Below are 22056 nucleotides of genomic sequence, written 5' to 3'. Positions count from 1 at the left end.
TATGAGTAAGGTGACTTTTTTAGGCGGAGGAAGTTTCGGAATTTCTTTAGCTATCTTATTAGCAAACAAAGGAAATGTTGTATCAGTATATGATAGAGATAGTAGTGTTGTTGAGGACATTAATGTTAATAGACGAAATGATAAATTCATTAAAGGATTAGATGTACCTAAAAATGTTACAGCTTATAATAATTTAGAGGATGCAATACAAGATTCAAATTATGTTGTATTAGCAGTTCCATCTCATGTAATTAGAAGTGCATCAAAAAGTATTAAAGGATTAATAAAAGAAGATGTACCGGTTATTTGTATTGCAAAAGGAATAGAAGAGGGCAGTAATAAAACATTAGTTGAGGTTATTGAAGAAGAACTTAACAATCCTGTAGTAGTTTTATCAGGTCCAAGTCATGCGGAGGAAGTTGCCTTTGATATTCCAACAACAGTACTTACATCTTCTAAAAATATGAAGGTTGCAGAAGAAGTTCAAGATCTATTTATGACTAAAACATTTAGAGTATATACTAATGATGATTTAGTTGGTGTTGAAATTGGAGGAGCTGTAAAGAATATTATAGCTTTAGCAGCAGGAGTTTGTGATGGATTAGGTTATGGAGATAATACAAAAGCAGCTCTTATGACTAGAGGTATGGCTGAGATAGTTAGAGTAGGAACTAGACTTGGTGGAAGAGTAGAAACATTCTTAGGACTTACTGGAATGGGTGATTTAATTGTAACTTGTACTAGTATGCATTCTAGAAATAGAAGGGCAGGATACTTAATAGGAACAGGTAAGACAAGAGAAGAAGCTGTTGAAGAAGTTGGAATGATTGTTGAAGGTATTAAGGCATGTCAGGCATTTTACAATTTGAAAGAAAAGTTAGATGTTGAAATGCCAATAACTGATGCTCTATATAAAGTTCTTTTTGAAGATAAGGATGCTAAAGAAATGGTAAGCGAATTACTGCAAAGAGATAAAAAAGCAGAAAATTATTAATTGTTAAAGAAGCTATAAGTTGATTTATAGCTTCTTTTTTTTAGCAAAATTTAATTTTTATTTATTATGTAAAAAATATCATATTTGCTTTTCTAACTACATATTTTTAACTATATAGATAATGAAAAAAATAAAGAAAAACAAATGCATTTGAAATCTGGGAATTTTCATTAATTTATTAAAATTAAAAAAGTAGTATACTTTTTTTGACTATGGAATATATATATAGTGTTAAAAATAAATAGGAGGGTGTACTTATGGGTGATTTCAATATATATAAAGATATTGCGGAAAGGACTCAAGGGGACATATACTTAGGTGTTGTAGGACCTGTTAGAACAGGGAAGTCTACATTTATTAAAAAATTTATGGACCTTATGGTTATACCAAAGATTGAAAATACTTATAAAAAAGAAAGAGCTAAAGATGAACTACCACAAAGTGGTTCAGGAAAAACTATTCATACAACAGAACCAAAATTCGTTCCGAATGAAGCTGTAGAAATTACAATTGATGAAGATGTAAAGTTAAAGGTTAGATTAGTAGATTGTGTGGGGTATATAGTTAAGGGGGCTTTAGGATACTTAGAAGATGAAGAACCTAAAATGGTTAATACTCCATGGTATGAATATGAAATACCTTTTGAAGATGCTGCAGAAATTGGGACAAGAAAAGTTATTACAGATCATTCAACTGTGGGGCTTGTAGTTACTACAGATGGAAGTATAACAGGAATAGATAGAGAAGAATACGTAGAGGCTGAAGAAAGGGTTGTAGATGAGCTTAAGGCTATAAATAAACCTTTTATAATTGTACTTAATACCAAGAACATAAACTCTCCAGAAACTGATACATTAAAGCTTGAACTAGAAAAAAAATATGATGTAGAAGTTCAAGTTATGGATGTTTCAAATATGAGTGAAAAAGATGTGGAAAAACTTTTTAAACATGTACTTAAAGAGTTCCCTGTAAAGGAAATAAATATTGATATGCCAACATGGGTAGAAAGCTTAGACCCTGATCATTGGCTAAAGAAAGAATTCTTTAAAATTATTAAGGGAATGTGTGATAGTATAGATAAAATTAGGGACATAAAACCAGCATTTTATGATGCTAAACAAAATGAAAATTTAAGTGCATCTGATTTGACTCAAATAAAACTTGGTGAAGGAACAGCTAATATACTTTTAAAGCCAAGTGAAACTATTTTCTATAAAGTACTTAGTGAAAATTGTGATGTTGATATTGAAAGTGAAAGTGATTTAATTGCACTAGTAAAAGATTTAAATATAGCAAAGAGAGAATATGACAAAATCAAGGATGCGTTAGTTGACGTTAGAGAAACTGGATATGGATTAGTTGCTCCACAATTGAGTGAAATGAAATTTGAAGAGCCTGAGATTGTAAAACAAGGAACAAAATTTGGTGTTAAATTAAAAGCAAGTGCACCATCACTTCACTTTATAAAAGCTGATATTAAAACTGAAATTAGCCCAATTATGGGTTCAGAAAAAGAAAGTGAAGAGCTTGTTACAGCTTTAATGGAGCAATATGAAAAGGACCCAGCATTGTTATGGCAAAGTAATATGTTTGGTAAATCATTAGAGGTTTTAGTAAAAGAAGGCTTACAAAACAAATTATATAAGATGCCAGAAGATGTACAAGTTAAAATCCAAAAGACACTTCAAAAAATTATTAATGAAGGTAATGGCGGTTTAATTTGTATAATACTATAACATAGGGATAATCTGCTACTAAATATTTATAATTTAGTAGTAGATTATTTTTTTAGCGTAAAAACACGAATATTAAGGTTCAAAAAATATAAAATATTTTCATGTTTTAGTGTAAACTGTCCATTTACTAGAATAGAATATATTAAGCAGATAGTATTATGCTTAATATATTATAGTGAAGAGGGATAGTATGGAGAGCAGATTTTGTACCTATAAAAGAGTAGGATATTTAAGGCAAAAGATAGCTAATGAGTTAGGTATAGAGTTTACTGGAGCAATATATGCCTCCCCAGGAGTGCTAAAGCATATCATGAAAAGACATGGAAAACAATTAGATAGAAAAACTAAAGCAAGCATTCTTGATTGGATGAAGAAAATTCTAGAAGATCCTGACTATATTGGGATTTATAAAAATGGCGAGGGACAGACTGCTGTAGAATTTATTAAGAGGGTTTATACTAATTTGCTTTTAGGAGTTGAAGTTGATGAAGAAAAAGAATATATCTATGTAACAACTATGTATCCTATAACTGATAAAAAAATTGAAAATAGAATTTATAGTGGTAAGCTAATCAGTATTAAAGAAAATAAATAATTTATTTGCTATAAATAATTTGAAAATGTATAATATGAAATAATGTATATAAATAATTGTTGAGGTGAGAAAGGGCTCCTCATGCGCTGAAAATTTCAGTAACCAGAGATGCAGGAAGTGTCGGCCTGCCGATAATTATTTAGTGAGTTAAGAGTGATAAGGATTTGAAGTTAGTTAGGGTAAATATAATGTTAAGGATTAGTCTCCTTAAGCATTTTTTATAGAAATATAATTTACTAAATTCCGAATGGATTAAATTTTCCTTGCAACTTAGTACTTGGCACTTATAACTTTAAAGTTAAACTAAAAAGCCTTAGGTAATTTAAAAAATAAAAAGGTAAAATAGATAAAATGTATCTAAAAGGAAAACGTAAAAAGCTTGGAGGATGAAAATGAAGAAAATAGCAGTAATTTTTAATGGTGGAACTATATCTATGAAAGTTGATGAAAGAATTAAAGCAGCAGTACCTAGTTTAACTGGGGAAGAGATAATGTCAATGGTAACTGGTATAGAAGAGTATGCAGAAATAGAATCTTACAACTTTTCAAGTATGCCATCACCACATATGACTTTTAAAACAATGTTAAAGTTAAGCGAATTTTCGAGAGAATTATTAAATAGAGATGATATTGATGGGGTTGTTATTACACATGGTACAGATACATTAGAAGAAACAGCCTATCTTTTAGATTTAACAATAAATAGTGACAAGCCTGTTGTAATTACAGGAGCGATGAGAAGTGGATCGGAATTAGGATATGATGGACCTTCTAACTTAGCAGCTTCAATTTGTACCGCTATATCTGAAGATTCTAGGGGAAGAGGAGTACTTGTGTGTTTTAATGGAGAGTTAAATTCTGCAGCAGAAGTAACAAAAGCAAATTCTATGGCTTTAAATGCATTTAGAACTCCGAATTTTGGACCAATTGGAATAGTTGATAATAATAAAGTAATGTTTTATAGAGAAGCTAAAAAATCTGAAAAGTATGAAGTGAAAGAAATAAATAAAGATGTTGCTATTATTAAATGTGTTGCAGATATGGATTCTACATTAATTGATTTTGTTGTAGAAAAAGGTTTTGGTGGAATTGTTATTGAAGCTTTAGGAAGAGGAAATGTACCGCCTAGAATGGTGGATGGAATAAAGAAAGCAATAGATAAGGAAATTCCAGTTGTGGTTGTTTCAAGATGCTTTGAAGGAAGAGTTCATGAATCTTATGGTTATGAAGGTGGAGGAAAAATGCTAAAGGATTTAGGCGTTATTTTGGGGGATACTTTACCAGGTCAAAAAGCGAGAATAAAGCTTGCGTTAGCGATTAATAGCAATATAAGAAAAGAAGAGATAAAAAAACAATTTTAAAATACGAACATTACATAATTTAAATAAATTAATGTACGCAAAAATGTTGACTTACAAGTAAGTATACCGTATAATTTAAGTATAAGGTAAATTATATATTCGTATTTTTTTATGTTGCTTGTTCAAAATTTAATATAATGCGAATATTATTAGTATTAATTTAGCTACAAAGTATATCTTATGATTTTGTAGCTTTTTTTTGTTAAGGCATGCTTACTAGAATGAAACTAGTAATAGCTTTAAATATATAAAGTATAAGGGGGAATTATAATGGAGAATTTAACTATGAGAGAAAAGCTTCTTCCTATTTTATCAAACAAGAAAGTTGATATGAAAAAGGAAATGCTTGCTGGATTAACAACATTTTTAACTATGGCTTATATTATTGCTGTTAATCCAAATATCTTATCTACAACTGGTATGCCAGCAGGAGCACTAGTAACTTCTACATGTTTAGCAGCTGGTATTGCTTGTATACTTATGGGTGTGTTTGCTAACTTGCCATTTGCTTTAGCTTCTGGAATGGGACTAAATGCATACTTTGCATATACTGTAGTTGGACAAATGGGAGTTACGTGGGAAGTTGCATTATCTGCAGTGTTTATTGAAGGTATTATTTTTATTATACTATCGTTATTCAAAGTAAGAGAAGCAGTTGTAAATGCAATTCCAAAAAATATGAAATTAGCAGTAACAGGTGGTATTGGATTATTTATTGCCTTTATAGGTATGGTTAATGCGGGATTAGTTGTAGCAAATGAATCTACAATGGTAGAGTTAGGACATTTTTCGCCAGCTGTAATAATTACAGTAATAGGTTTAATTATAATTGCAGTTTTAGATAAAAAGAAGGTAAAAGGAGCCATCCTTTGGGGGATTTTAATTTCATCATTAATTGGATGGGGATATGCTTTAATGAATACTGATGCTGCAGCTGCACTTGGAATTTACTTACCAACAGGGATATTTAAATTTGAAGGGATTGGAGAAATTGCAGGTAAAGTAGATTTAGTACATGCTTTCAGTGTTGATAATATTAAAATGTTTATTACAGTAATATTTACATTTTTATTTGTTGATTTCTTTGATACTGTGGGAACTTTAGTAGGTGTTTCTTCTAAGGCAAAAATGCTTGATAAAGATGGGAAAGTTCCTAATGCAGGAAGAGCTTTGTTAGTAGATGCAGTTGGTACAACAGCAGGATCTTTATTAGGGGTTTCTACAGTAACTACTTATGTTGAAAGTTCAACTGGTGTTGCAGCAGGTGGAAGAACAGGATTTACAGCAATAACAACAGGGGTATTATTTTTAATAGCTATGTTTTTCTCACCAATATTTATAGCTATACCAGGTTGTGCAACGGCCCCAGCATTAATTTATGTTGGTTACTTAATGCTTGGAGCAGTTAAAGAAATAGAATTTGATAATATTACAGAAGGAGTACCAGCATTCTTGACTATTGCAGCAATGCCATTAACTTATAGTATTGGTGATGGTTTAACACTAGGAATATTATCATATGTAATTATTAATTTCTTATACAATATATTTTCTAAGAAAGAAGACAGACATAAGGTTTCTTGGATAATGTATGTATTAGCAATTATATTTGTATTCAAGTTAATATTGCTATAAGTGAGAGTCCAAATTTTAATTTGGCTACTCGAACTTACTCAGCGACGTTCAGGAGTTGAGTTTCATTTGAAAATAGTAAATTTTAATTTGGCTACTCGAACTTGCTTGAAACTCCAAATTTTAATTTGGTCAGTTGAAAGTACACTTTAGTGTACTCAGCGACGGTTAGGAGCTGAGTTTGATTTAAACAATTAACGAAAATATTAATATTTTATTTGAAAGAAGTTAGATATTATCTAGCTTCTTTTTATTTAAAAAAAATAATTATGAACAATTTGTTAACAAAATATTGACATCAAAGTCACTTAGGTTATAAACTAAGAACTGTTATTAAGAACGCAATAAATTTTATTGAGAGATAAAAAATAATAAGCAGTGAGGAGAATAATATGATAAGGAGTATGACTAGCTTTGGTAGAAGCAGTAGTGAAGAAGGTAAAAAAAGAATCTTTACTGTTGAAATGAAAAGTGTAAATAGTAGATACTTAGATGTAAACATAAGAATGCCTAAAAGTATAATTTCTTTAGAAGAAGAAATTAGAAAAATGATTAGCAATTCTCTTAGCAGAGGAAAAGTTGATGTATTTATTAACTTAAAAAGTTACAACGAAGGTAGTGGAATTCCTAAATTAGATATTAATTTAGCTCAAGAATATTTAAAATGTCTTAAAGAAATTGAAAATAACCTAGATGTTAAAAATGATATATCAGTAATGCAAATTGCAAGATTCCCAGAGGTAATTACTATTGTCGAAGAAGAAGATAAAGTTGATGAAATGTGGGAAGAGTTAAAACCTTTAATAAGTGCTTCATTAGATATGATGATTGGTATGAGAGAAGTTGAAGGAAATAAATTAAAAGAAGATATATTAGCTAAGGTTAAGCAAATTGAAGAATTAGTAGTAAGAGTTGAAGAATTTGCAGATAGCATTCCGAAAGCATTTAAACAAAAACTTGAAGATAGATTAAAAGAATTATTAGGAGCAGTTGAAGTAGATGAAAATAGAGTAGCTACTGAAGTTTGTATATTGGCAGATAAAGCAACTGTTGATGAAGAAATAATAAGATTAAAAAGCCATATTAATCAAGTAAGAGAAACCTTAAAATTAAATGAACCTATTGGAAGAAAACTTGATTTTATTGTTCAAGAAATGAATAGAGAGACTAATACAATTGGTTCAAAATCTAGTGATATTCAAATGACTAATATAGTTATTGATATAAAAAATATACTTGAAAAAATAAGAGAACAAGTGCAGAACATAGAATAGTAGGAGGAGAAGAATGGGAATAAAATTAATTAATATTGGTTTTGGTAATATTGTTTCAGCTAATAGATTAGTTGCAATTGTAAGTCCAGAATCAGCGCCGATTAAGAGAATAATCCAAGAAGCCAGAGATAGAGGAATGCTTATTGATGCTACTTATGGAAGAAGAACAAGAGCAGTTATAATTACTGATAGTGACCACGTTATATTATCAGCAGTTCAACCTGAAACTGTTGCACATAGATTAGTAGTTAAAGATGAAGCTGTAGATGAGGTTGATGAATAATGCATAATAGAGGACTATTAATTGTAATTTCCGGTCCATCAGGAGCTGGAAAGGGAACTATCTGTAAGGCGCTTTTAGAAAAAAGAGATGATTTATTTATTTCTGTTTCAGCAACTACAAGAAGTCCAAGAGCAGGTGAAGTTGATGGTGTAAATTATCACTTCCTTACTAAAGAAGACTTTATAGCAAGAGTAGAAAAAAATGACTTTTTAGAGTATGCTAATGTTCATGGCAACATGTATGGAACTCCAAAGTTTAAAGTGGAGGAAATGTTAGCAGAAGGAAAAAATGTAATATTAGAGATAGATATTCAAGGTGCACTAAAGGTAAAAGAAAACTTTAGTGAAGGAGTATTTATTTTTATACTTCCTCCATCTATGGAAGAATTAAAGCATAGAATAATAAAAAGAGGAAGCGAAACTGAAGAATCATTAATGACAAGATTTAAAAATGCATATCAAGAAATAAACTATGTTTCTAAATATAATTATGCAGTAGTTAATGATGAAGTTGATACGGCAGTTACAAAAATAGAAGGAATAATTGCCGCAGAAAAATGTAGAGTAGATAGAATAAAAGATACAATATTAGATTCTAAGGAGGGCTTAATTCATGAACAACTCTATGATTAATCCATCAGTGGTGGACTTATTACAAAAGGTAGAAGACAGATATTCACTAGTTATAGTGACATCAAGAAGAGCAAGACAAATAATAGATGGTGCTAAACCATTAACTTCAGTTTCTTCAAAGAAACCATTAACATTAGCAATAAATGAAGTAAATGAAGGTGAAATTTCTTATCATAAAAGTGATGAAGGACTTAAATAGTTATGAGTAAATGTGTTGTTATTGGCGTTACTGGAGGAATTGCAGTATATAAGGCATTAGATGTAATTAGTGCCTTAAGAAAAAAAGGTATCGAAGTTCATGTAATAATGACTGAAAGTGCATCAAAGTTTGTAAATCCATTAACATTCCAATCTATAAGTCAAAATATGGTTGTTACTGATATGTTTGCAGAACCTAAAGCGTGGGAAATACAACACATATCATTAGCACAAAAAGCTGACTTAATGTTAGTTGCTCCTGCAACTGCAAATATTATTGGAAAGATTTCTAATGGAATTGCAGATGATATGTTATCAACAACTATAATGGCAACAAAAGCTAAAGTTCTTATAGCACCAGCTATGAATACAAATATGTATGAAAATAAAATAGTTCAAAATAATATTTCTAAATTAAAAGATTTTGGTTATAAATTTATTGAACCAGCTAGTGGTAGATTAGCTTGTGGTGATATTGGAATCGGTAAATTAGCAGATGTTAATACAATTGTTGAAAGAGTATTAGAAGAGCTAGAAGAAAAGGAACAGGATTTGTTAGGAAAGAAAGTGCTGATTAGTGCTGGTCCAACTATTGCGCCTATTGATCCAGTAAGATATATTACAAATAGATCAACAGGAAAGATGGGATATGCAATTGCAGAAGAAGCAAGAGAAAGAGGAGCAGAAGTAGTATTAGTATCAGGTCCTACAAATTTAAATCCGCCTAAAGACGTAAAAATAATTAACATAAAAACTAATGAAGAAATGAAAAATGAAATTTTGCAGTATTTTGAATGGGCAGATATAGTTATCAAATCAGCAGCTGTTGCTGATTATAAGCCAAAGGAATATAGTGAAGAAAAGATAAAAAAAGGTGATGGTGATCTTAACCTTTGTTTAACTAGAGATAATGATATATTAAAATCTTTAGGAGAGATAAAAAAACACCAAATTTTAGTTGGATTTGCAGCAGAAAGTAATAATGTTATTGAAAATGCAAATAAGAAACTAAAAAATAAGAACTTAGATTTTATAGTAGCAAATGATATTACATCTTCTGATACTGGTTTTGGAAGTGAAGATAATAAAGTAATCATTTTATCTAAAAATGATGAAAAGGTTGAGCTTGAAAAAATGAGTAAAAAGGAAGTTGCAAGTAATATATTTGACATGATTTTAGAAAAGCGCTAATTGCGCTTTTCTTTATATATAGTATTCAATCTAAAATATTAAATATGTAATTATATTAGTATTTTACTGTTGTAGCTTAAGGTAAGAAGGTGATAATTTGAATTTATATGCTGAAATAATTGTAAATTCTGAAGCGTTAGAAATAGATAGACCTTTTACATATAAAGTACCAGAAGAACTTAAGGGTGATATTAAAGTAGGACAGATAGTAAAAGTTCCTTTCGGAAAAGGTAATAAAACATCTGAAGGCTTTGTATTAACAGTAAAAAGTGAAGAAGAAGTTGACATAAGGTTTAGAACAAAAAATATTTCAACTATTTTAGTAAAAGAACCTGTTATTGATGCTGACAATATTAAGCTTATTGATTTTTTAAGGGAAAAGACATTATGCAAATATATAGATGCTTTTAGACTATTAATTCCTGTTGGGATAATGAAGGGTGCAAAGAGTAAAAGCAAAAAGGTTATAGTATTAAAAAGTGAAGATTTAAGTAGTATACAAAAACCAGATGGATATAAGAATATTATAGAATTTTTCAAAAATAATTCTGGAAAATATACTAAGAGTGAACTTATTAATAATTATTCAATTTCGCAATATAAACTAAATAAATTAATTGAAAAAGATGTTTTGACAGTAGAAGAAGAAACTGTTTTTAGATATAATAATAGAACATATAATGATGATAACGCAAAGCAATTGACTATTGAGCAGCGAAAGGTAATAAATGAGTATAATAGCTCTAGAAGTAATTTGTTTTTGCTTAAAGGTGTCACAGGTTCTGGTAAAACGGAAGTTTATATGAGGCTTGTAGAAAAGGCTTTATTAGAAAATAAGTCATCAATTATATTAGTTCCAGAAATTGCACTAACTCCACAAATGATTGAAAGATTTAAGGGAAGGTTTGGAGTAAATGTTGCTTTATTTCACAGTAAATTATCTGATGGGGAAAGATTTGATGAATGGTATAGAGTCAAAGAAGGAAAAGCAAAGGTTATAGTTGGAGCTAGAAGTGCTATTTTTTTACCGGCACAAAACTTAGGTCTTATTATTATAGATGAGGAACATGAAAATACCTACAAATCTGAGCAAAATCCTAAATATCAAACAAAGGAAATAGCAGAATTCATAAGTGAGTTAAAGAATTGTAAAGTAATTTTAGGTTCAGCAACACCAACCATAGAAACTTACTATAGGGCATTAACTGGGGAGATAGAATTATTAGAACTTAATTCTAGAGTTGATGGTAAAGCAATGCCACCAATGAAAACTGAAGATATGAGAAATGAACTTAGAAGTGGAAACAAATCATTATTTAGTAGAGAGTTATTCAAAGCAATTGAAGATAGATTGAAAAAGAAAGAGCAAGTAATTTTATTTTTAAATAGAAGAGGATTTTCTACCTTTGTTTCATGTAGGGGTTGTGGTTATGTTTTCAAATGTGAAGAATGTGATATTTCTATGACTTATCATAAAAATGGATTATTGGTATGTCATTATTGTGGGAAAACACAGAGAGAACCTAAAGAGTGTCCAAAATGCCATAGTAAGTACGTTAAATTTTTTGGCGCTGGTACACAAAGGGTTGAAGAAGAAGTAAAAAAATACTTTAAAAATGCCAGAGTAATAAGAATGGATGTTGATACTACAAGAGACAAAAATTCTTATGAAAGAATTTATAATAGCTTTAAAAATGGTGAAGCAGATATTTTAATTGGAACTCAAATGATTTCCAAGGGATTAGACTTTAAAAATGTTACATTAGTTGGTATTTTAGCTGCTGATATGTCTATTAATATACCAGATTATAGAGCAGCAGAAAGAACTTTTCAAATAATAACACAAGTTGCAGGAAGAGCTGGTAGAGGTGATAAACAGGGAGAAGTTATAATTCAAACTTATACTCCAGATCATTACAGCTTACAATATGCTATGAATTATGATTATGAAGGGTTTTATGATAAAGAATTTACTATTAGAGCAATGATGAAATACCCACCCTTTGGAAAGTTGTTGTTAATAAATGGTACAGCTAAAAAAGAGGATTTATTAAAGAATTTTATGCATAAAATATCTAATATGATTAAACCTTTGGTAGAAAGGGAGTTTGATGTTGAACTTTTAGGTCCAATTCCATGTATGATTTCTAAGGTTAGAGAAAATTATAGATGGCAAATTGTGATAAAAGGTGAATTTAATTCAGATTTTGCAAAAAAAATTAAAGAATTACTTTATGATGAGAACAAGAACGTATATAATGATATACGAATAAGTATAGATATAAATCCAAATAATTTATTCTAGGAGGACAAAAAGATGGCAATAAGAAAAGTTAGAACTGTTGGTGATGATGTTTTAAGAAAGAAGTGTAAAGAGGTAGTTGAAATAACAAATAGAGAACTTACTCTTATTGAAGATATGATAGACACTATGTATGAAGAAAATGGAGTTGGGTTAGCAGCACCACAAGTAGGGATACTTAAAAGAATATTTGTTATAGATATTGGTGATGAAAATGGAGTTATGGTATTCATAAATCCAGAAATTTTAGAAACTAGTGGTACTCAATGTGATGATGAAGGATGTTTAAGTATACCAGGAGAAACAAAGCAAGTTGAAAGACCTAATTATGTTAAAGTAAGAGCATTTAATGAAAAAGGTGAACAATTTGTTTTAGAAGGAGAAGAATTATTAGCAAGAGCTATACTTCATGAAAATGACCATTTAGATGGTATATTATATATTGATCATGTAAAATAGGAGGAAAGTTAATGAAAATAGTATTTATGGGAACTCCTGATTTTGCTGTTCCATCATTAGAAGCTTTAATAGAAAGGTTTGGTGTAGAATCTGTATTTACGCAACCAGATAGACCAAGAGGAAGAGGAAAGAAAATGGTCTTTTCTCCAGTGAAAGAAGTAGCTGTAAAGCATGATATTAAAGTGTTTCAACCTGAAAAGTTGAAAGATGATAGAGAAGCAGTGGAATATTTAAAGGAATTAAAGCCAGATTTTATAATAGTAGTAGCATTTGGCCAAATATTAACTAAAGAAGTGTTAGATATACCTAAGTATGGATGTATAAATTTACATGCCTCATTATTACCAATGTACAGAGGTGCAGCACCGTTAAATTGGGTTATAATTAATGGTGAGAAAAAGAGTGGTAACACAACAATGCTTATGGATGTAGGATTAGACACAGGAGATATGTTATTAAAAGATGAAGTAGAAATTACAGAAAATATGACATCTGGAGAATTACATGATATTTTAATGGGCAGAGGCGGAGAACTTTTAATAAAAACTATTGAAGGATTAGTTGATGGTTCCATTAAAGGTGAAAAGCAAGAAGGAGAAACTTGCTATGCTAAAATGCTTTCAAAAGAAACAGGTAAGATAAATTGGAATAATTCATCAAAATCTATCCATAATTTAATTAGAGGCCTTAATCCAAGACCTATTGCACATACTACTTATAAGGATGAAAATATGAAGATTTATGAATCAGAAGTTTTAGGTGAAAGTAGTAATAAAGAAGCAGGAACTATAATAGAAGTAAGTAAAAAAGGAATGAAAATTTCTTGTGGAGAAGGTGTTTTATTAGTTAAAAAAATACAATTTCCAAATGGAAAACCACTTACGATTGAACAATATATAAATGGTAAAGATATTGAGGTTGGATGTAAATTAGTATAATATGAAAGGAGAGGTGTATGATGTATCCTGGATTTTATTTTGATAGAACTATGATTTTATTGCTTCCGGCAGTTATAATTGCTTTTTGGGCACAAACGAAAGTTAGTAGTACTTATAAGAAATATAAGTCTGTAAGAACAATAAATGGGTATACTGGCGAAAATATTGCAAGAATGATACTTGACTCAGCAGGTCTTTATGATGTGCCTGTAGTAGAGGTTAGAGGTGAGTTAACTGATCACTATGACCCTGTAAGTAGGCAAATTAGATTATCTACTGAAGTTTTTCATAGAGCTAGCATAGCATCCGCAGGTGTAGCAGCACATGAAGTTGGGCATGCAATTCAACATGCGCAAGCATATAAGCCTTTAGTACTAAGAACATCTATAGCAAAAGCTGTTAATTTTAGCAGTCAAGCATCAATAATAATCTTTATGCTTGGATTATTATTTAGTATTCCAGTATTAACGAATCTAGGAATTATATTTTTCACTGTAGCTGTATTTTATCAATTAGTTACATTGCCAGTAGAATTTAATGCATCTAAGAGAGCTTTAAATATATTAGAAAATAAAAATATTTTATATGGTGATGAAATTAAAGGAGCTAAAAGTGTTTTAAGTGCAGCAGCTATGACTTATGTAGCAGCAGCATTAATGTCAATATTACAACTAATAAGATTAATTGCAATTAGCAATAGAAATAATGATTAAGAGGTAACGTATGAATAGTAGAGAAGTAGCATTAAACATAATTAACAGAGTTTTACTTGAAGGGGCTTATTCTAATTTAGTTTTATCTAATGAATTAAATGAAGTAGATTTAAATGAAAAAGATAGAGCCTTAGTAACAGAACTTGTTTATGGAACTATAAGAAGAAAAAAGACATTAGATATGATAATCTCAAATTATATTAAAGACATATCATTAATGGATGAAAGAGTTTTAAACATATTAAGAATGGCAATTTATCAAATGCATTTCTTGGATAAAGTTCCAGAATTTGCAGCTTGTAATGAGGCTGTTGAATTAGCAAAACAAATTTCAGTTCAAGATTCTAAATTAGTGAACGGAATACTAAGAAGTTACACTAAGAATCCTGATGATATGGATGTTAAGGATAAAATTGATAGATTAGTATATCAATATTCTTATGAACCATGGTTTATTAGAATGATCTATAAACAATATGGTGAAGAAAATGGAAGAAAGATATTAGCAGGATTAAATGCTACACCTAAAGTAACGGTAAGAGTTAATACGAGCAAGGCTGATTATGATGAAGTTTACGAAAGACTTGAGGAAATGGGCTACGATATAGAAGAAGGATATGCTTGTCCAGAAGCTATAATAATAAAAGGTGGTAGTTCTATAGAAAATAATGAGTTATTTAGAGAAGGTTTAATAACAGTTCAAGATGAAAGTGCTATGATTGTAACACCACTTTTAGACTTGAAAAAAGGAGATATAGCATTAGATCTTTGTGCTGCTCCAGGTGGAAAAACTACTCATATGGCTGAACTTTTAGAAGGAGAAGGAAAAGTATATTCTTTTGATTTACATGAAAATAAGTTATCTTTAATTAAGGAAAACTTAGAAAGATTAGGATTAAATGATGTTGAAGTAGAAGTAATGGATGCAACTAAATTAGATTCTAAATATGTTGAATTTGCAGATAAGATTTTAATTGATGTTCCTTGTTCAGGTCTTGGAATAATAAGAAAGAAGCCAGAAATTAAATGGAATAAATCAAGAAAGTCTCTTAAGGATTTAGTACCAACTCAAAGAGCTATTATGGAAAATGCTTGGACATATTTAAAAACAGGAGGAACTATGCTTTATTCAACTTGTACTTTAAATGTTGAAGAAAATCAAGATAATATTGAATGGTTCTTAAATAAATATAAGGATGCTAAGGTAGAAAAGATATTCTTAGGAAACATGGATAACTTTATATACAATAATGATGGTTCATTAACAATATTACCAAATGAGTATATGGATGGTTTCTTTGTTGCTAAGATAAGCAAGAAATAGTAGGTGAACAAATGTATAATATTTTAGATTTTACATTAGAGGAATTACAAAGCTGGATGAAGGAAAATGGAGAAAGTGCTTTTAGAGCAAAGCAAATTTTTTCATGGATATATAAAGATGTATGGAATTTTGATGGCATGAAAAACATTCCTGGATCTTTAAAGGAAAAATTAAAGGAAAACTTTATTATAGATATTCCTAAAATAATTGAAGTATATGAATCTAGTGTAGATGATACTAAAAAGATATTATTATCTATGAAGGATGATAATTTAATTGAATGTGTTCTTATGAAATACAAACATGGAAATTCAATTTGTATATCTACTCAAGTTGGTTGTAGAATGGGGTGCAAATTTTGCGCCTCTACAATCGGCGGGAGAATAAGAGACTTAAGTGCAGGAGAAATTTTAGCAGAAATTATGGTTGCACAAAAGTATTTAGGGGAAAGAATTTCTAATGTAGTATTAATGGGAAGTGGAGAACCACTTGATAACTTTGAAAATGTCGTGAAGTTTTTAAAATTAGTTAATGCTGAATATGGATTAAATATAGGTCAAAGACATATTACTTTATCGACTTGTGGAATTGTACCAAAAATAATTGAATTAGCAGATTTGGATTTAAGTATTACTCTAGCTATTTCTTTACATGCATTTAGTGATGAAAAAAGAAAGGTTATAATGCCTATAGCTAATAAATATACTATTGCAGAGATATTAGACGCTTGTAAGTATTATATGAATAAAACGGGGCGTAGAATTACCTATGAATATTCGTTAGTATCAGGAGTTAATGATAGTAAAGAGGATGCAAAATCATTATCTAAGCTTTTAAAAGATATGAATGGTCATGTGAATTTAATTCCAGTAAATGAGATAAAAGAAAACACATTAAAAAGACCATCTAGAAAAACTATTGAAGACTTTGAAGAAATATTAAAAGTACATGGAATAGAAGTGACAGTTAGAAGAGAAATGGGTACAGATATTAATGCTGCATGTGGTCAGCTTAGAAGAAGTTATTTAGAGACACAAAAATAAAGGGGCGAAGAATAAAATGGTTGGTATAAAAAGTGATGTAGGTGTAGTAAGGACATTGAACGAGGATTATGCTGGATACATTGAAGAGCCTAGATATAGATTATATGTAGTAGCTGATGGTATGGGTGGTCATAATGCTGGTGAAGTAGCCAGCAAAATAGCTGTTGATACTGTTAAGGCTTATGTGAGAGATAATTATGAGAATGAAGGAAGTGCAGTTCTTGAAAATGCTGTGAATTTTGCTAATTCTAAAATTTATGAAAGTGCAACAAATGGCAGTGAGTATAGAGGAATGGGTACTACCTTAGTAGCAGCATTAATTAGTAATGCAGAAATTATTATTGCTAATGTTGGAGACAGTAGTTGTTTTGGCATAAAGAATGATATAATAGTAAAAATTACTAAAGATCATTCTTTAGTTCAAGAGTTAATTGATTCTGGAACAATTACAGAAGAAGAAGGAAGAAATCATCCAAAGAAAAATGTTATTACACGTGCATTAGGCACAAACAATATAGTAAAGATTGATATATTTAAATATGATTTGAGTTCTTATGATAAATATTTATTGTGTACAGATGGATTATCAAATGAAGTGTTAAATGAAGAAATTTTGGAAGAAATAAATGAAGTTAATGACTACAATCATGCCTGTGACAAGTTAGTTTTATTAGCGAAAAGTCGAGGGGGAAGAGATAATATTACGGTCTTGCTATTTGGAGGAGAGGTGTAGAGATGATCGGTGAAGTATTAGGGAATAGATATGAGCTGATGGAAAAGATTGGCGAAGGTGGAATGGCTATTGTTTATAAGGCTAGAGATAATAAGCTAAGTAGATTAGTTGCTGTAAAAATATTAAAAAAGGAATTCGCCAATAACAAAGATATATCAGACAAATTTAAAAAAGAAGCTACAGCGGTAGCTAATTTCTCAGATGCTAATATTGTAAATGTATTGGATGTTGGACATGAAGAAGAAGAAAATGTTGATTACTTTGTTATGGAATATGTTAATGGCAAAACTTTAAAGGAATTAATTGTCGGTAGTGAAAAATTAAGCTATTCTACAGCTATAAGTATTGCGATTCAAATAGCAAAGGCATTAGAGTGTGCACATAAAAACAATATTATTCATAGAGATGTTAAACCGCAAAATATTTTAGTTACAGAAAATGGATTAGTTAAAGTCACTGATTTTGGAATAGCTAAAAGTTCAACTTCGGCAACTATAACAAATACAACTACAATTATGGGATCTGCTCATTATTTATCACCAGAACAAGCTAAAGGAGCATTCATAGACTTAAGGTCTGATATTTATTCTTTAGGAGTTGTGTTATATGAAATGGTAACAGGTGTACTTCCCTTTGATGGAGAATCTCCAGTTACAATAGCATTAAAACATATTCAGTCAGAGCCAATTGAACCTAAAAAACAAAATCCATCCATACCAGATAGTTTAAATAATTTAATTGTCAAGTGTATGAGTAAGGAAAGTGTTAATAGATATCAAAATTGTAGAGAACTAATAAATGATTTGCAAAAAATAAAGGAAAATCCAGGTGTGAATATTGGGGCTAGAGATAATTATGATGATGGAAGAACTATCATAATGGAGCCTATAAGAAGTGAAGATTTATTAAATAATCAACCCACAAATGTACCACCTAAACAAAATAGTAATAATCTTTATACTAAATCTGATTTTGAAAATGATTATGATGATGACGATGATGATGATGATGAGGATGAAAGAAAAGAAGTCTTTAAGAATAAAGGAACTTCAAAAAAAGGAAATAGAAATATTGGAATTATAGTAGGTATAATTGTTATAGTTTTAGCTTTGATGCTTGGAATTACTTTTGGAAGTGGATTGATTGGTGGTTCTAAGGTTAAAAATGTTACAATTCCTAATATTGTTGGAATGTTAACTGATGATGCTACAAAAGAATTAGAAAAAGTAGGATTAAAAATAAATATTATAGAAACAGTTGAGAGTGATAAAGAGGAAGGTACAATACTAGAAATGTCACCAGAAGCCCATGGAACTGCAAAAAAGGGTGATACAATTAATGTTAAGGTTTCAGGTGGATTAGAAAAAATTACTGTGCCGGATTTAAGAGATAGAGAAATTAACTATATTAAGGACTTTTTAGAACAAAAAGGATTAAAGTATAATATTACGGAAGAATATAGTAATAGTGTAGAATATGGATATCTAATAAAGCAATCACCAGATAAGGGTACTGAAGTACCAACCGGAACAATAATCGAACTTACAATTAGTAAAGGGCCAGAAGTAAAGTACGTTTCAGTTTCAAATTACTTAGGGCAAAATGTTGATAATGCGAAGAGTGAGTTAGAGGGCTTAGGATTAGTTGTAAAACTAAAAGAGCAGCAAACAGAAAATGAATCAGAAAATGGTCTAGTGTTAAATCAAACTATTGAAGCAGGTACTAAAGTATCAAGTGGATCTGCTATAACACTTACTTATGGAAAGTACACAGAAACTTCAATAGATGTTAGTCAATATATTAGTGTTGGAATGGCATTAAATGATGCAGTAAGTAATTTAAGTTCTGCAGGAATATCATATAGTATTTCTGGTGGGACACCTCAAGATGGGGATATGGCTTCATATGTTGTAAAAGGATTTAATAGTAAAATAAAAAAAGGTGAAAGTGTTAAAATACAAATAGAAAAAGTTATTTCATCTAATAATAATAATAATAATAATAATAACAGCGATAATAGTGATAATGACGGTGAAGATCAACCAACTGATACAAAACCAAGTACAGGTGAAGATGTTACAGATACTACAACAAATAATAATTATGATACTGGCATAGCCACTGATTCTGTGAGTTAAAATATAAACAAATATTTTTTAGTTGATAATAATATTAAAGTTAGAAAGTATAAAATGGGATTACCATAGTGTAATCTCATTTTTTTAAATTTTATAAAATAAAATATTGCAATTGTTTTATAATAGTGTTTATTATAATTAAGAAGAGTAAAAATTTTGGAGGTACTATGAAAGGAAAAATAATCAAAGGAATTGGTGGGTTTTATTATGTAAAAACTACTGATGGACTAATAGAGTGTAAAGCAAGAGGAAAGTTTAGACATAGGGATATGAAACCTCTTGTTGGAGATGACGTAGAAATAGTAGTAGAGAATGGGAAAGGTGTTATTTCTGAAATACATGAAAGAATATCAGAACTTATTAGACCAACAGTTGCTAATGTAACTCAGGCATTTGTTGTTTTTGCAATTAAGAATCCAGATATTAATTATGATTTATTGAATAGATTTTTAGTATTATGCGAACATAATAATATAAAAGCCATTGTTTGTTTAAATAAAGTAGATTTAGTATCTGATGAAGAAAGAGAAATTGTTAAAGAAAAAATTAATTCTATAGGTTATGAGGTATTATATATTAATGCTAAGAAGGGATTAGGTGTTGAAGTTTTAAAAGAAAAATTAGATGGTAATGTAACTGTACTTTGTGGTCCATCTGGAGCGGGAAAATCAACGTTAATTAATACATTAACTGAAAAATATCATATGGAAACTGGTGAGGTTTCTAATAAGCTAGGAAGAGGAAAACATACTACAAGACATAGTGAGCTTATTGATGTACAAGATGGATACATAGTTGATACACCCGGATTTTCAACATTAGAGGTTACTTTTATAGAAAAAGATGATTTGAAATATTGCTTTCCAGAGTTTGAGGAGTATAATAATAAATGTAAGTTTAGAGGTTGTTCACACTATAAGGAACCTAGCTGCGCAGTTAAAAATGCAGTGGAAGAGGGAAAAATCAATAAGGTAAGATATGATTTTTATATAAAGACACTACAAGAAATAATGGATGGGAGGAAATATTAATGGTTAAAATAGCACCGTCAATATTATCAGCAGATTTTTCAAAATTAGGAGAAGAAGTTATAAGGCTTCATGATGCAGGAGCAGACTTTATTCACATAGATGTAATGGATGGAGAGTTCGTACCTAATATATCATTTGGTATGCCTGTAATTAAAGCAATAAGAAATAAAACAGATAAGGTTTTTGATGTTCACTTAATGATTAATAATCCACAAAGGTACATAGATGATTTTATAGATGCAGGAGCAGATATAATAACTTTACATTATGAAGCAGAAAAACATTTAGATAGAGCTGTTCAATATATTAAATCTAAAGGTATTAAAGCGGCAGTAGCTTTAAACCCTGCAACTCCAACTGTTGTATTAAAAAATATTATTGGAATCTTAGATATGGTTTTAATAATGTCTGTGAATCCTGGATTTGGAGGACAAAGTTTCATTCCTTACTCTTTAGATAAAATTAAGGAAGTAAAGCAAATGGCGATTGAAGCAAATAACAAAGATATATTAATCCAAGTTGATGGTGGAATAGATAGCAATAATGTTAAGGATGTTGTTGAAGCAGGAGCAAATGTAATTGTTGCTGGATCAGCTGTGTTTAAAGGTGGAAATATAGAACAAAATATTAAATCATTAAGAGTGTAGTAATGAAGTGTTTAATAATGTCTGGAGGGGTAAAGCCTGAGGATAAAATTATAATGAAGTATGCAAACTCTTGTGATTTAATTATTGGAGTAGATAAAGGATGTAATTATCTTTATAATTTAGATATAAAGCCTGATTATATAGTAGGTGACTTTGATTCTTCTAATACAGAGGTTATTGAAGAGTTAGAAAAGAGAGGCTCTATAAAATATAAATATAAATGTGAAAAAGATTTTACTGATTCAGAGGAAGCTTTTGAGGTTGCTATTTCTAGTGGGGTAACTGAAATCTATTTTTTAGGAGCTACAGGGCAAAGATTTGATCATACATTAGGAAATTTAGGGTTATTGTTAAAAGCGCTGAAATCAAATGTTAGAGCGGAAATTATTGATGATATGAATAAAATGTTATTGGTAAACACTAATACAAATATAAAAAATGAAAAAGAGTATAAATATATATCTTTCTTAGCATATAATGAAACTATAAAAGAATTTTCTATTAATAAAGCAAAATATGAATTAAATAAATATAATTTAGAAGTTGGAGATTCGCGAACTGTTTCAAATGAATTTGTTTCAGAGGAAATAGGAATAGAACTTTCTAATGGAAACATACTTATAATATTTTCAAGAGATTAAAAATAAAAAATAAAAAAAACATGCACCATTTCACTTTTTACTGCATACAATTAGTAGTAAGGAATGGTGTTTTTTTATTTTGCAAAAAGTAAATAGCACAAAGTTTGTTAGAGGGTCAATGAATGGGGGGAGAAGAATGAAGATCGTAGCAATTAAGTTACCTAAATTTTTATCATCAATTATTAAATTTT

The 22056-nt window shown here is 29.8% G+C and carries 21 protein-coding genes; all 21 read left to right on the top strand.

The window, feature by feature from the left end; translation table 11 throughout:
* Position 1: 1 nt before the first annotated feature.
* Entirely contained in the window at positions 2-994 is a 993-nt protein-coding gene (locus tag I4V63_RS02385; protein ID WP_195999703.1) for an NAD(P)H-dependent glycerol-3-phosphate dehydrogenase, read from the top strand.
* A 257-nt stretch (positions 995-1251) separates the two neighbouring features.
* Positions 1252-2730: a stage IV sporulation protein A gene (spoIVA, locus tag I4V63_RS02380; RefSeq protein WP_195999702.1), complete on the top strand. Its 1479-nt coding sequence runs from the start codon at positions 1252-1254 to the stop codon at positions 2728-2730.
* Between the two features lie 190 nt (positions 2731-2920).
* Positions 2921-3325, top strand: coding sequence for a PBECR2 nuclease fold domain-containing protein (locus I4V63_RS02375; RefSeq protein ID WP_195999701.1), 405 nt, complete (start codon positions 2921-2923; stop codon positions 3323-3325).
* A 392-nt stretch (positions 3326-3717) separates the two neighbouring features.
* Complete coding sequence (locus I4V63_RS02370; RefSeq protein ID WP_195999700.1) at positions 3718-4686, top strand: asparaginase; 969 nt, start codon at positions 3718-3720, stop codon at positions 4684-4686.
* A gap of 270 nt (positions 4687-4956) precedes the next feature.
* Complete coding sequence (locus I4V63_RS02365; protein WP_195999699.1) at positions 4957-6321, top strand: NCS2 family permease; 1365 nt, start codon at positions 4957-4959, stop codon at positions 6319-6321.
* A 389-nt stretch (positions 6322-6710) separates the two neighbouring features.
* Positions 6711-7592, top strand: a complete 882-nt coding sequence (locus I4V63_RS02360) for a YicC/YloC family endoribonuclease (protein WP_195999698.1) — start codon at positions 6711-6713, stop codon at positions 7590-7592.
* A 13-nt stretch (positions 7593-7605) separates the two neighbouring features.
* Entirely contained in the window at positions 7606-7875 is a 270-nt protein-coding gene (locus I4V63_RS02355; protein ID WP_042396960.1) for a DUF370 domain-containing protein, read from the top strand.
* Complete coding sequence (gene gmk, locus I4V63_RS02350) at positions 7875-8507, top strand: guanylate kinase (RefSeq protein WP_042396957.1); 633 nt, start codon at positions 7875-7877, stop codon at positions 8505-8507. The genes I4V63_RS02355 and gmk overlap by 1 nt, the downstream gene beginning before the upstream one ends.
* Positions 8488-8706 (top strand): DNA-directed RNA polymerase subunit omega, encoded by a 219-nt coding sequence (gene rpoZ / locus I4V63_RS02345; RefSeq protein WP_195999697.1) that lies wholly within the window; start codon positions 8488-8490, stop codon positions 8704-8706. Before gmk ends, rpoZ begins: the two co-directional genes overlap by 20 nt.
* A 2-nt stretch (positions 8707-8708) precedes the next feature.
* Complete coding sequence (coaBC, locus tag I4V63_RS02340; protein ID WP_195999696.1) at positions 8709-9896, top strand: bifunctional phosphopantothenoylcysteine decarboxylase/phosphopantothenate--cysteine ligase CoaBC; 1188 nt, start codon at positions 8709-8711, stop codon at positions 9894-9896.
* Positions 9897-9993: 97 nt separating this feature from the next.
* Positions 9994-12201, top strand: a complete 2208-nt coding sequence (gene priA / locus I4V63_RS02335; protein WP_195999695.1) for a primosomal protein N' — start codon at positions 9994-9996, stop codon at positions 12199-12201.
* 12 nt (positions 12202-12213) lie between these two features.
* Positions 12214-12657: a peptide deformylase gene (def, locus tag I4V63_RS02330; RefSeq protein ID WP_195999694.1), complete on the top strand. Its 444-nt coding sequence runs from the start codon at positions 12214-12216 to the stop codon at positions 12655-12657.
* Positions 12658-12668: 11 nt separating this feature from the next.
* Entirely contained in the window at positions 12669-13595 is a 927-nt protein-coding gene (gene fmt / locus I4V63_RS02325) for a methionyl-tRNA formyltransferase (protein WP_195999693.1), read from the top strand.
* 20 nt (positions 13596-13615) lie between these two features.
* The gene (locus I4V63_RS02320; RefSeq protein WP_195999770.1) at positions 13616-14308 is read left to right on the top strand and encodes a zinc metallopeptidase; all 693 of its coding nucleotides are present in this window, start codon (positions 13616-13618) and stop codon (positions 14306-14308) included.
* A 10-nt stretch (positions 14309-14318) separates the two neighbouring features.
* On the top strand, positions 14319-15632 hold the full coding sequence (gene rsmB / locus I4V63_RS02315; protein WP_195999692.1) for a 16S rRNA (cytosine(967)-C(5))-methyltransferase RsmB: 1314 nt from the start codon (positions 14319-14321) through the stop codon (positions 15630-15632).
* Between the two features lie 11 nt (positions 15633-15643).
* A complete protein-coding gene (gene rlmN, locus I4V63_RS02310) occupies positions 15644-16675 on the top strand; it encodes a 23S rRNA (adenine(2503)-C(2))-methyltransferase RlmN (protein ID WP_195999691.1) in 1032 nt (343 codons plus the stop codon).
* A 16-nt stretch (positions 16676-16691) separates the two neighbouring features.
* The gene (locus I4V63_RS02305) at positions 16692-17408 is read left to right on the top strand and encodes a Stp1/IreP family PP2C-type Ser/Thr phosphatase (RefSeq protein ID WP_195999690.1); all 717 of its coding nucleotides are present in this window, start codon (positions 16692-16694) and stop codon (positions 17406-17408) included.
* Between the two features lie 2 nt (positions 17409-17410).
* On the top strand, positions 17411-19546 hold the full coding sequence (gene pknB / locus I4V63_RS02300) for a Stk1 family PASTA domain-containing Ser/Thr kinase (protein WP_195999689.1): 2136 nt from the start codon (positions 17411-17413) through the stop codon (positions 19544-19546).
* A 167-nt stretch (positions 19547-19713) separates the two neighbouring features.
* Positions 19714-20577 carry a ribosome small subunit-dependent GTPase A gene (rsgA, locus tag I4V63_RS02295; protein WP_195999688.1) on the top strand — a complete coding sequence of 288 codons (864 nt, stop codon included), beginning with the start codon at positions 19714-19716 and terminating at the stop codon, positions 20575-20577.
* Positions 20577-21224 (top strand): ribulose-phosphate 3-epimerase, encoded by a 648-nt coding sequence (gene rpe, locus I4V63_RS02290; RefSeq protein WP_195999687.1) that lies wholly within the window; start codon positions 20577-20579, stop codon positions 21222-21224. The genes rsgA and rpe overlap by 1 nt, the downstream gene beginning before the upstream one ends.
* Positions 21225-21226: 2 nt before the next feature.
* Entirely contained in the window at positions 21227-21865 is a 639-nt protein-coding gene (locus I4V63_RS02285; protein WP_195999686.1) for a thiamine diphosphokinase, read from the top strand.
* Positions 21866-22056 lie beyond the last annotated feature (191 nt).

The sequence above is a fragment of the Clostridium sp. 1001271B_151109_B4 genome (assembly GCF_015670405.1).
Lineage (GTDB): Bacteria > Bacillota > Clostridia > Clostridiales > Clostridiaceae > Clostridium.
The sequence above is the reverse complement of the archived record's forward strand: the minus strand, read 5'-3'. Positions and strand labels throughout refer to the sequence as shown.

Excerpts from the sequence above, each read along its gene's own strand:
- rpe (WP_195999687.1), top strand. The coding sequence starts at position 20,577 with ATGGTTAAAATAGCACCGTCAATATTATCAGCAGATTTTTCAAAATTA.
- def (WP_195999694.1), top strand. The coding sequence starts at position 12,214 with ATGGCAATAAGAAAAGTTAGAACTGTTGGTGATGATGTTTTAAGAAAG.
- I4V63_RS02285 (WP_195999686.1), top strand. The coding sequence starts at position 21,227 with ATGAAGTGTTTAATAATGTCTGGAGGGGTAAAGCCTGAGGATAAAATT.
- I4V63_RS02385 (WP_195999703.1), top strand. The coding sequence starts at position 2 with ATGAGTAAGGTGACTTTTTTAGGCGGAGGAAGTTTCGGAATTTCTTTA.
- fmt (WP_195999693.1), top strand. The coding sequence starts at position 12,669 with ATGAAAATAGTATTTATGGGAACTCCTGATTTTGCTGTTCCATCATTA.
- I4V63_RS02320 (WP_195999770.1), top strand. The coding sequence starts at position 13,616 with ATGTATCCTGGATTTTATTTTGATAGAACTATGATTTTATTGCTTCCG.
- I4V63_RS02360 (WP_195999698.1), top strand. The coding sequence starts at position 6,711 with ATGATAAGGAGTATGACTAGCTTTGGTAGAAGCAGTAGTGAAGAAGGT.
- I4V63_RS02355 (WP_042396960.1), top strand. The coding sequence starts at position 7,606 with ATGGGAATAAAATTAATTAATATTGGTTTTGGTAATATTGTTTCAGCT.
- I4V63_RS02375 (WP_195999701.1), top strand. The coding sequence starts at position 2,921 with ATGGAGAGCAGATTTTGTACCTATAAAAGAGTAGGATATTTAAGGCAA.
- pknB (WP_195999689.1), top strand. The coding sequence starts at position 17,411 with ATGATCGGTGAAGTATTAGGGAATAGATATGAGCTGATGGAAAAGATT.
- rpoZ (WP_195999697.1), top strand. The coding sequence starts at position 8,488 with ATGAACAACTCTATGATTAATCCATCAGTGGTGGACTTATTACAAAAG.
- rsgA (WP_195999688.1), top strand. The coding sequence starts at position 19,714 with ATGAAAGGAAAAATAATCAAAGGAATTGGTGGGTTTTATTATGTAAAA.
- spoIVA (WP_195999702.1), top strand. The coding sequence starts at position 1,252 with ATGGGTGATTTCAATATATATAAAGATATTGCGGAAAGGACTCAAGGG.
- coaBC (WP_195999696.1), top strand. The coding sequence starts at position 8,709 with ATGAGTAAATGTGTTGTTATTGGCGTTACTGGAGGAATTGCAGTATAT.
- I4V63_RS02305 (WP_195999690.1), top strand. The coding sequence starts at position 16,692 with ATGGTTGGTATAAAAAGTGATGTAGGTGTAGTAAGGACATTGAACGAG.
- rlmN (WP_195999691.1), top strand. The coding sequence starts at position 15,644 with ATGTATAATATTTTAGATTTTACATTAGAGGAATTACAAAGCTGGATG.
- gmk (WP_042396957.1), top strand. The coding sequence starts at position 7,875 with ATGCATAATAGAGGACTATTAATTGTAATTTCCGGTCCATCAGGAGCT.
- I4V63_RS02365 (WP_195999699.1), top strand. The coding sequence starts at position 4,957 with ATGGAGAATTTAACTATGAGAGAAAAGCTTCTTCCTATTTTATCAAAC.
- rsmB (WP_195999692.1), top strand. The coding sequence starts at position 14,319 with ATGAATAGTAGAGAAGTAGCATTAAACATAATTAACAGAGTTTTACTT.
- I4V63_RS02370 (WP_195999700.1), top strand. The coding sequence starts at position 3,718 with ATGAAGAAAATAGCAGTAATTTTTAATGGTGGAACTATATCTATGAAA.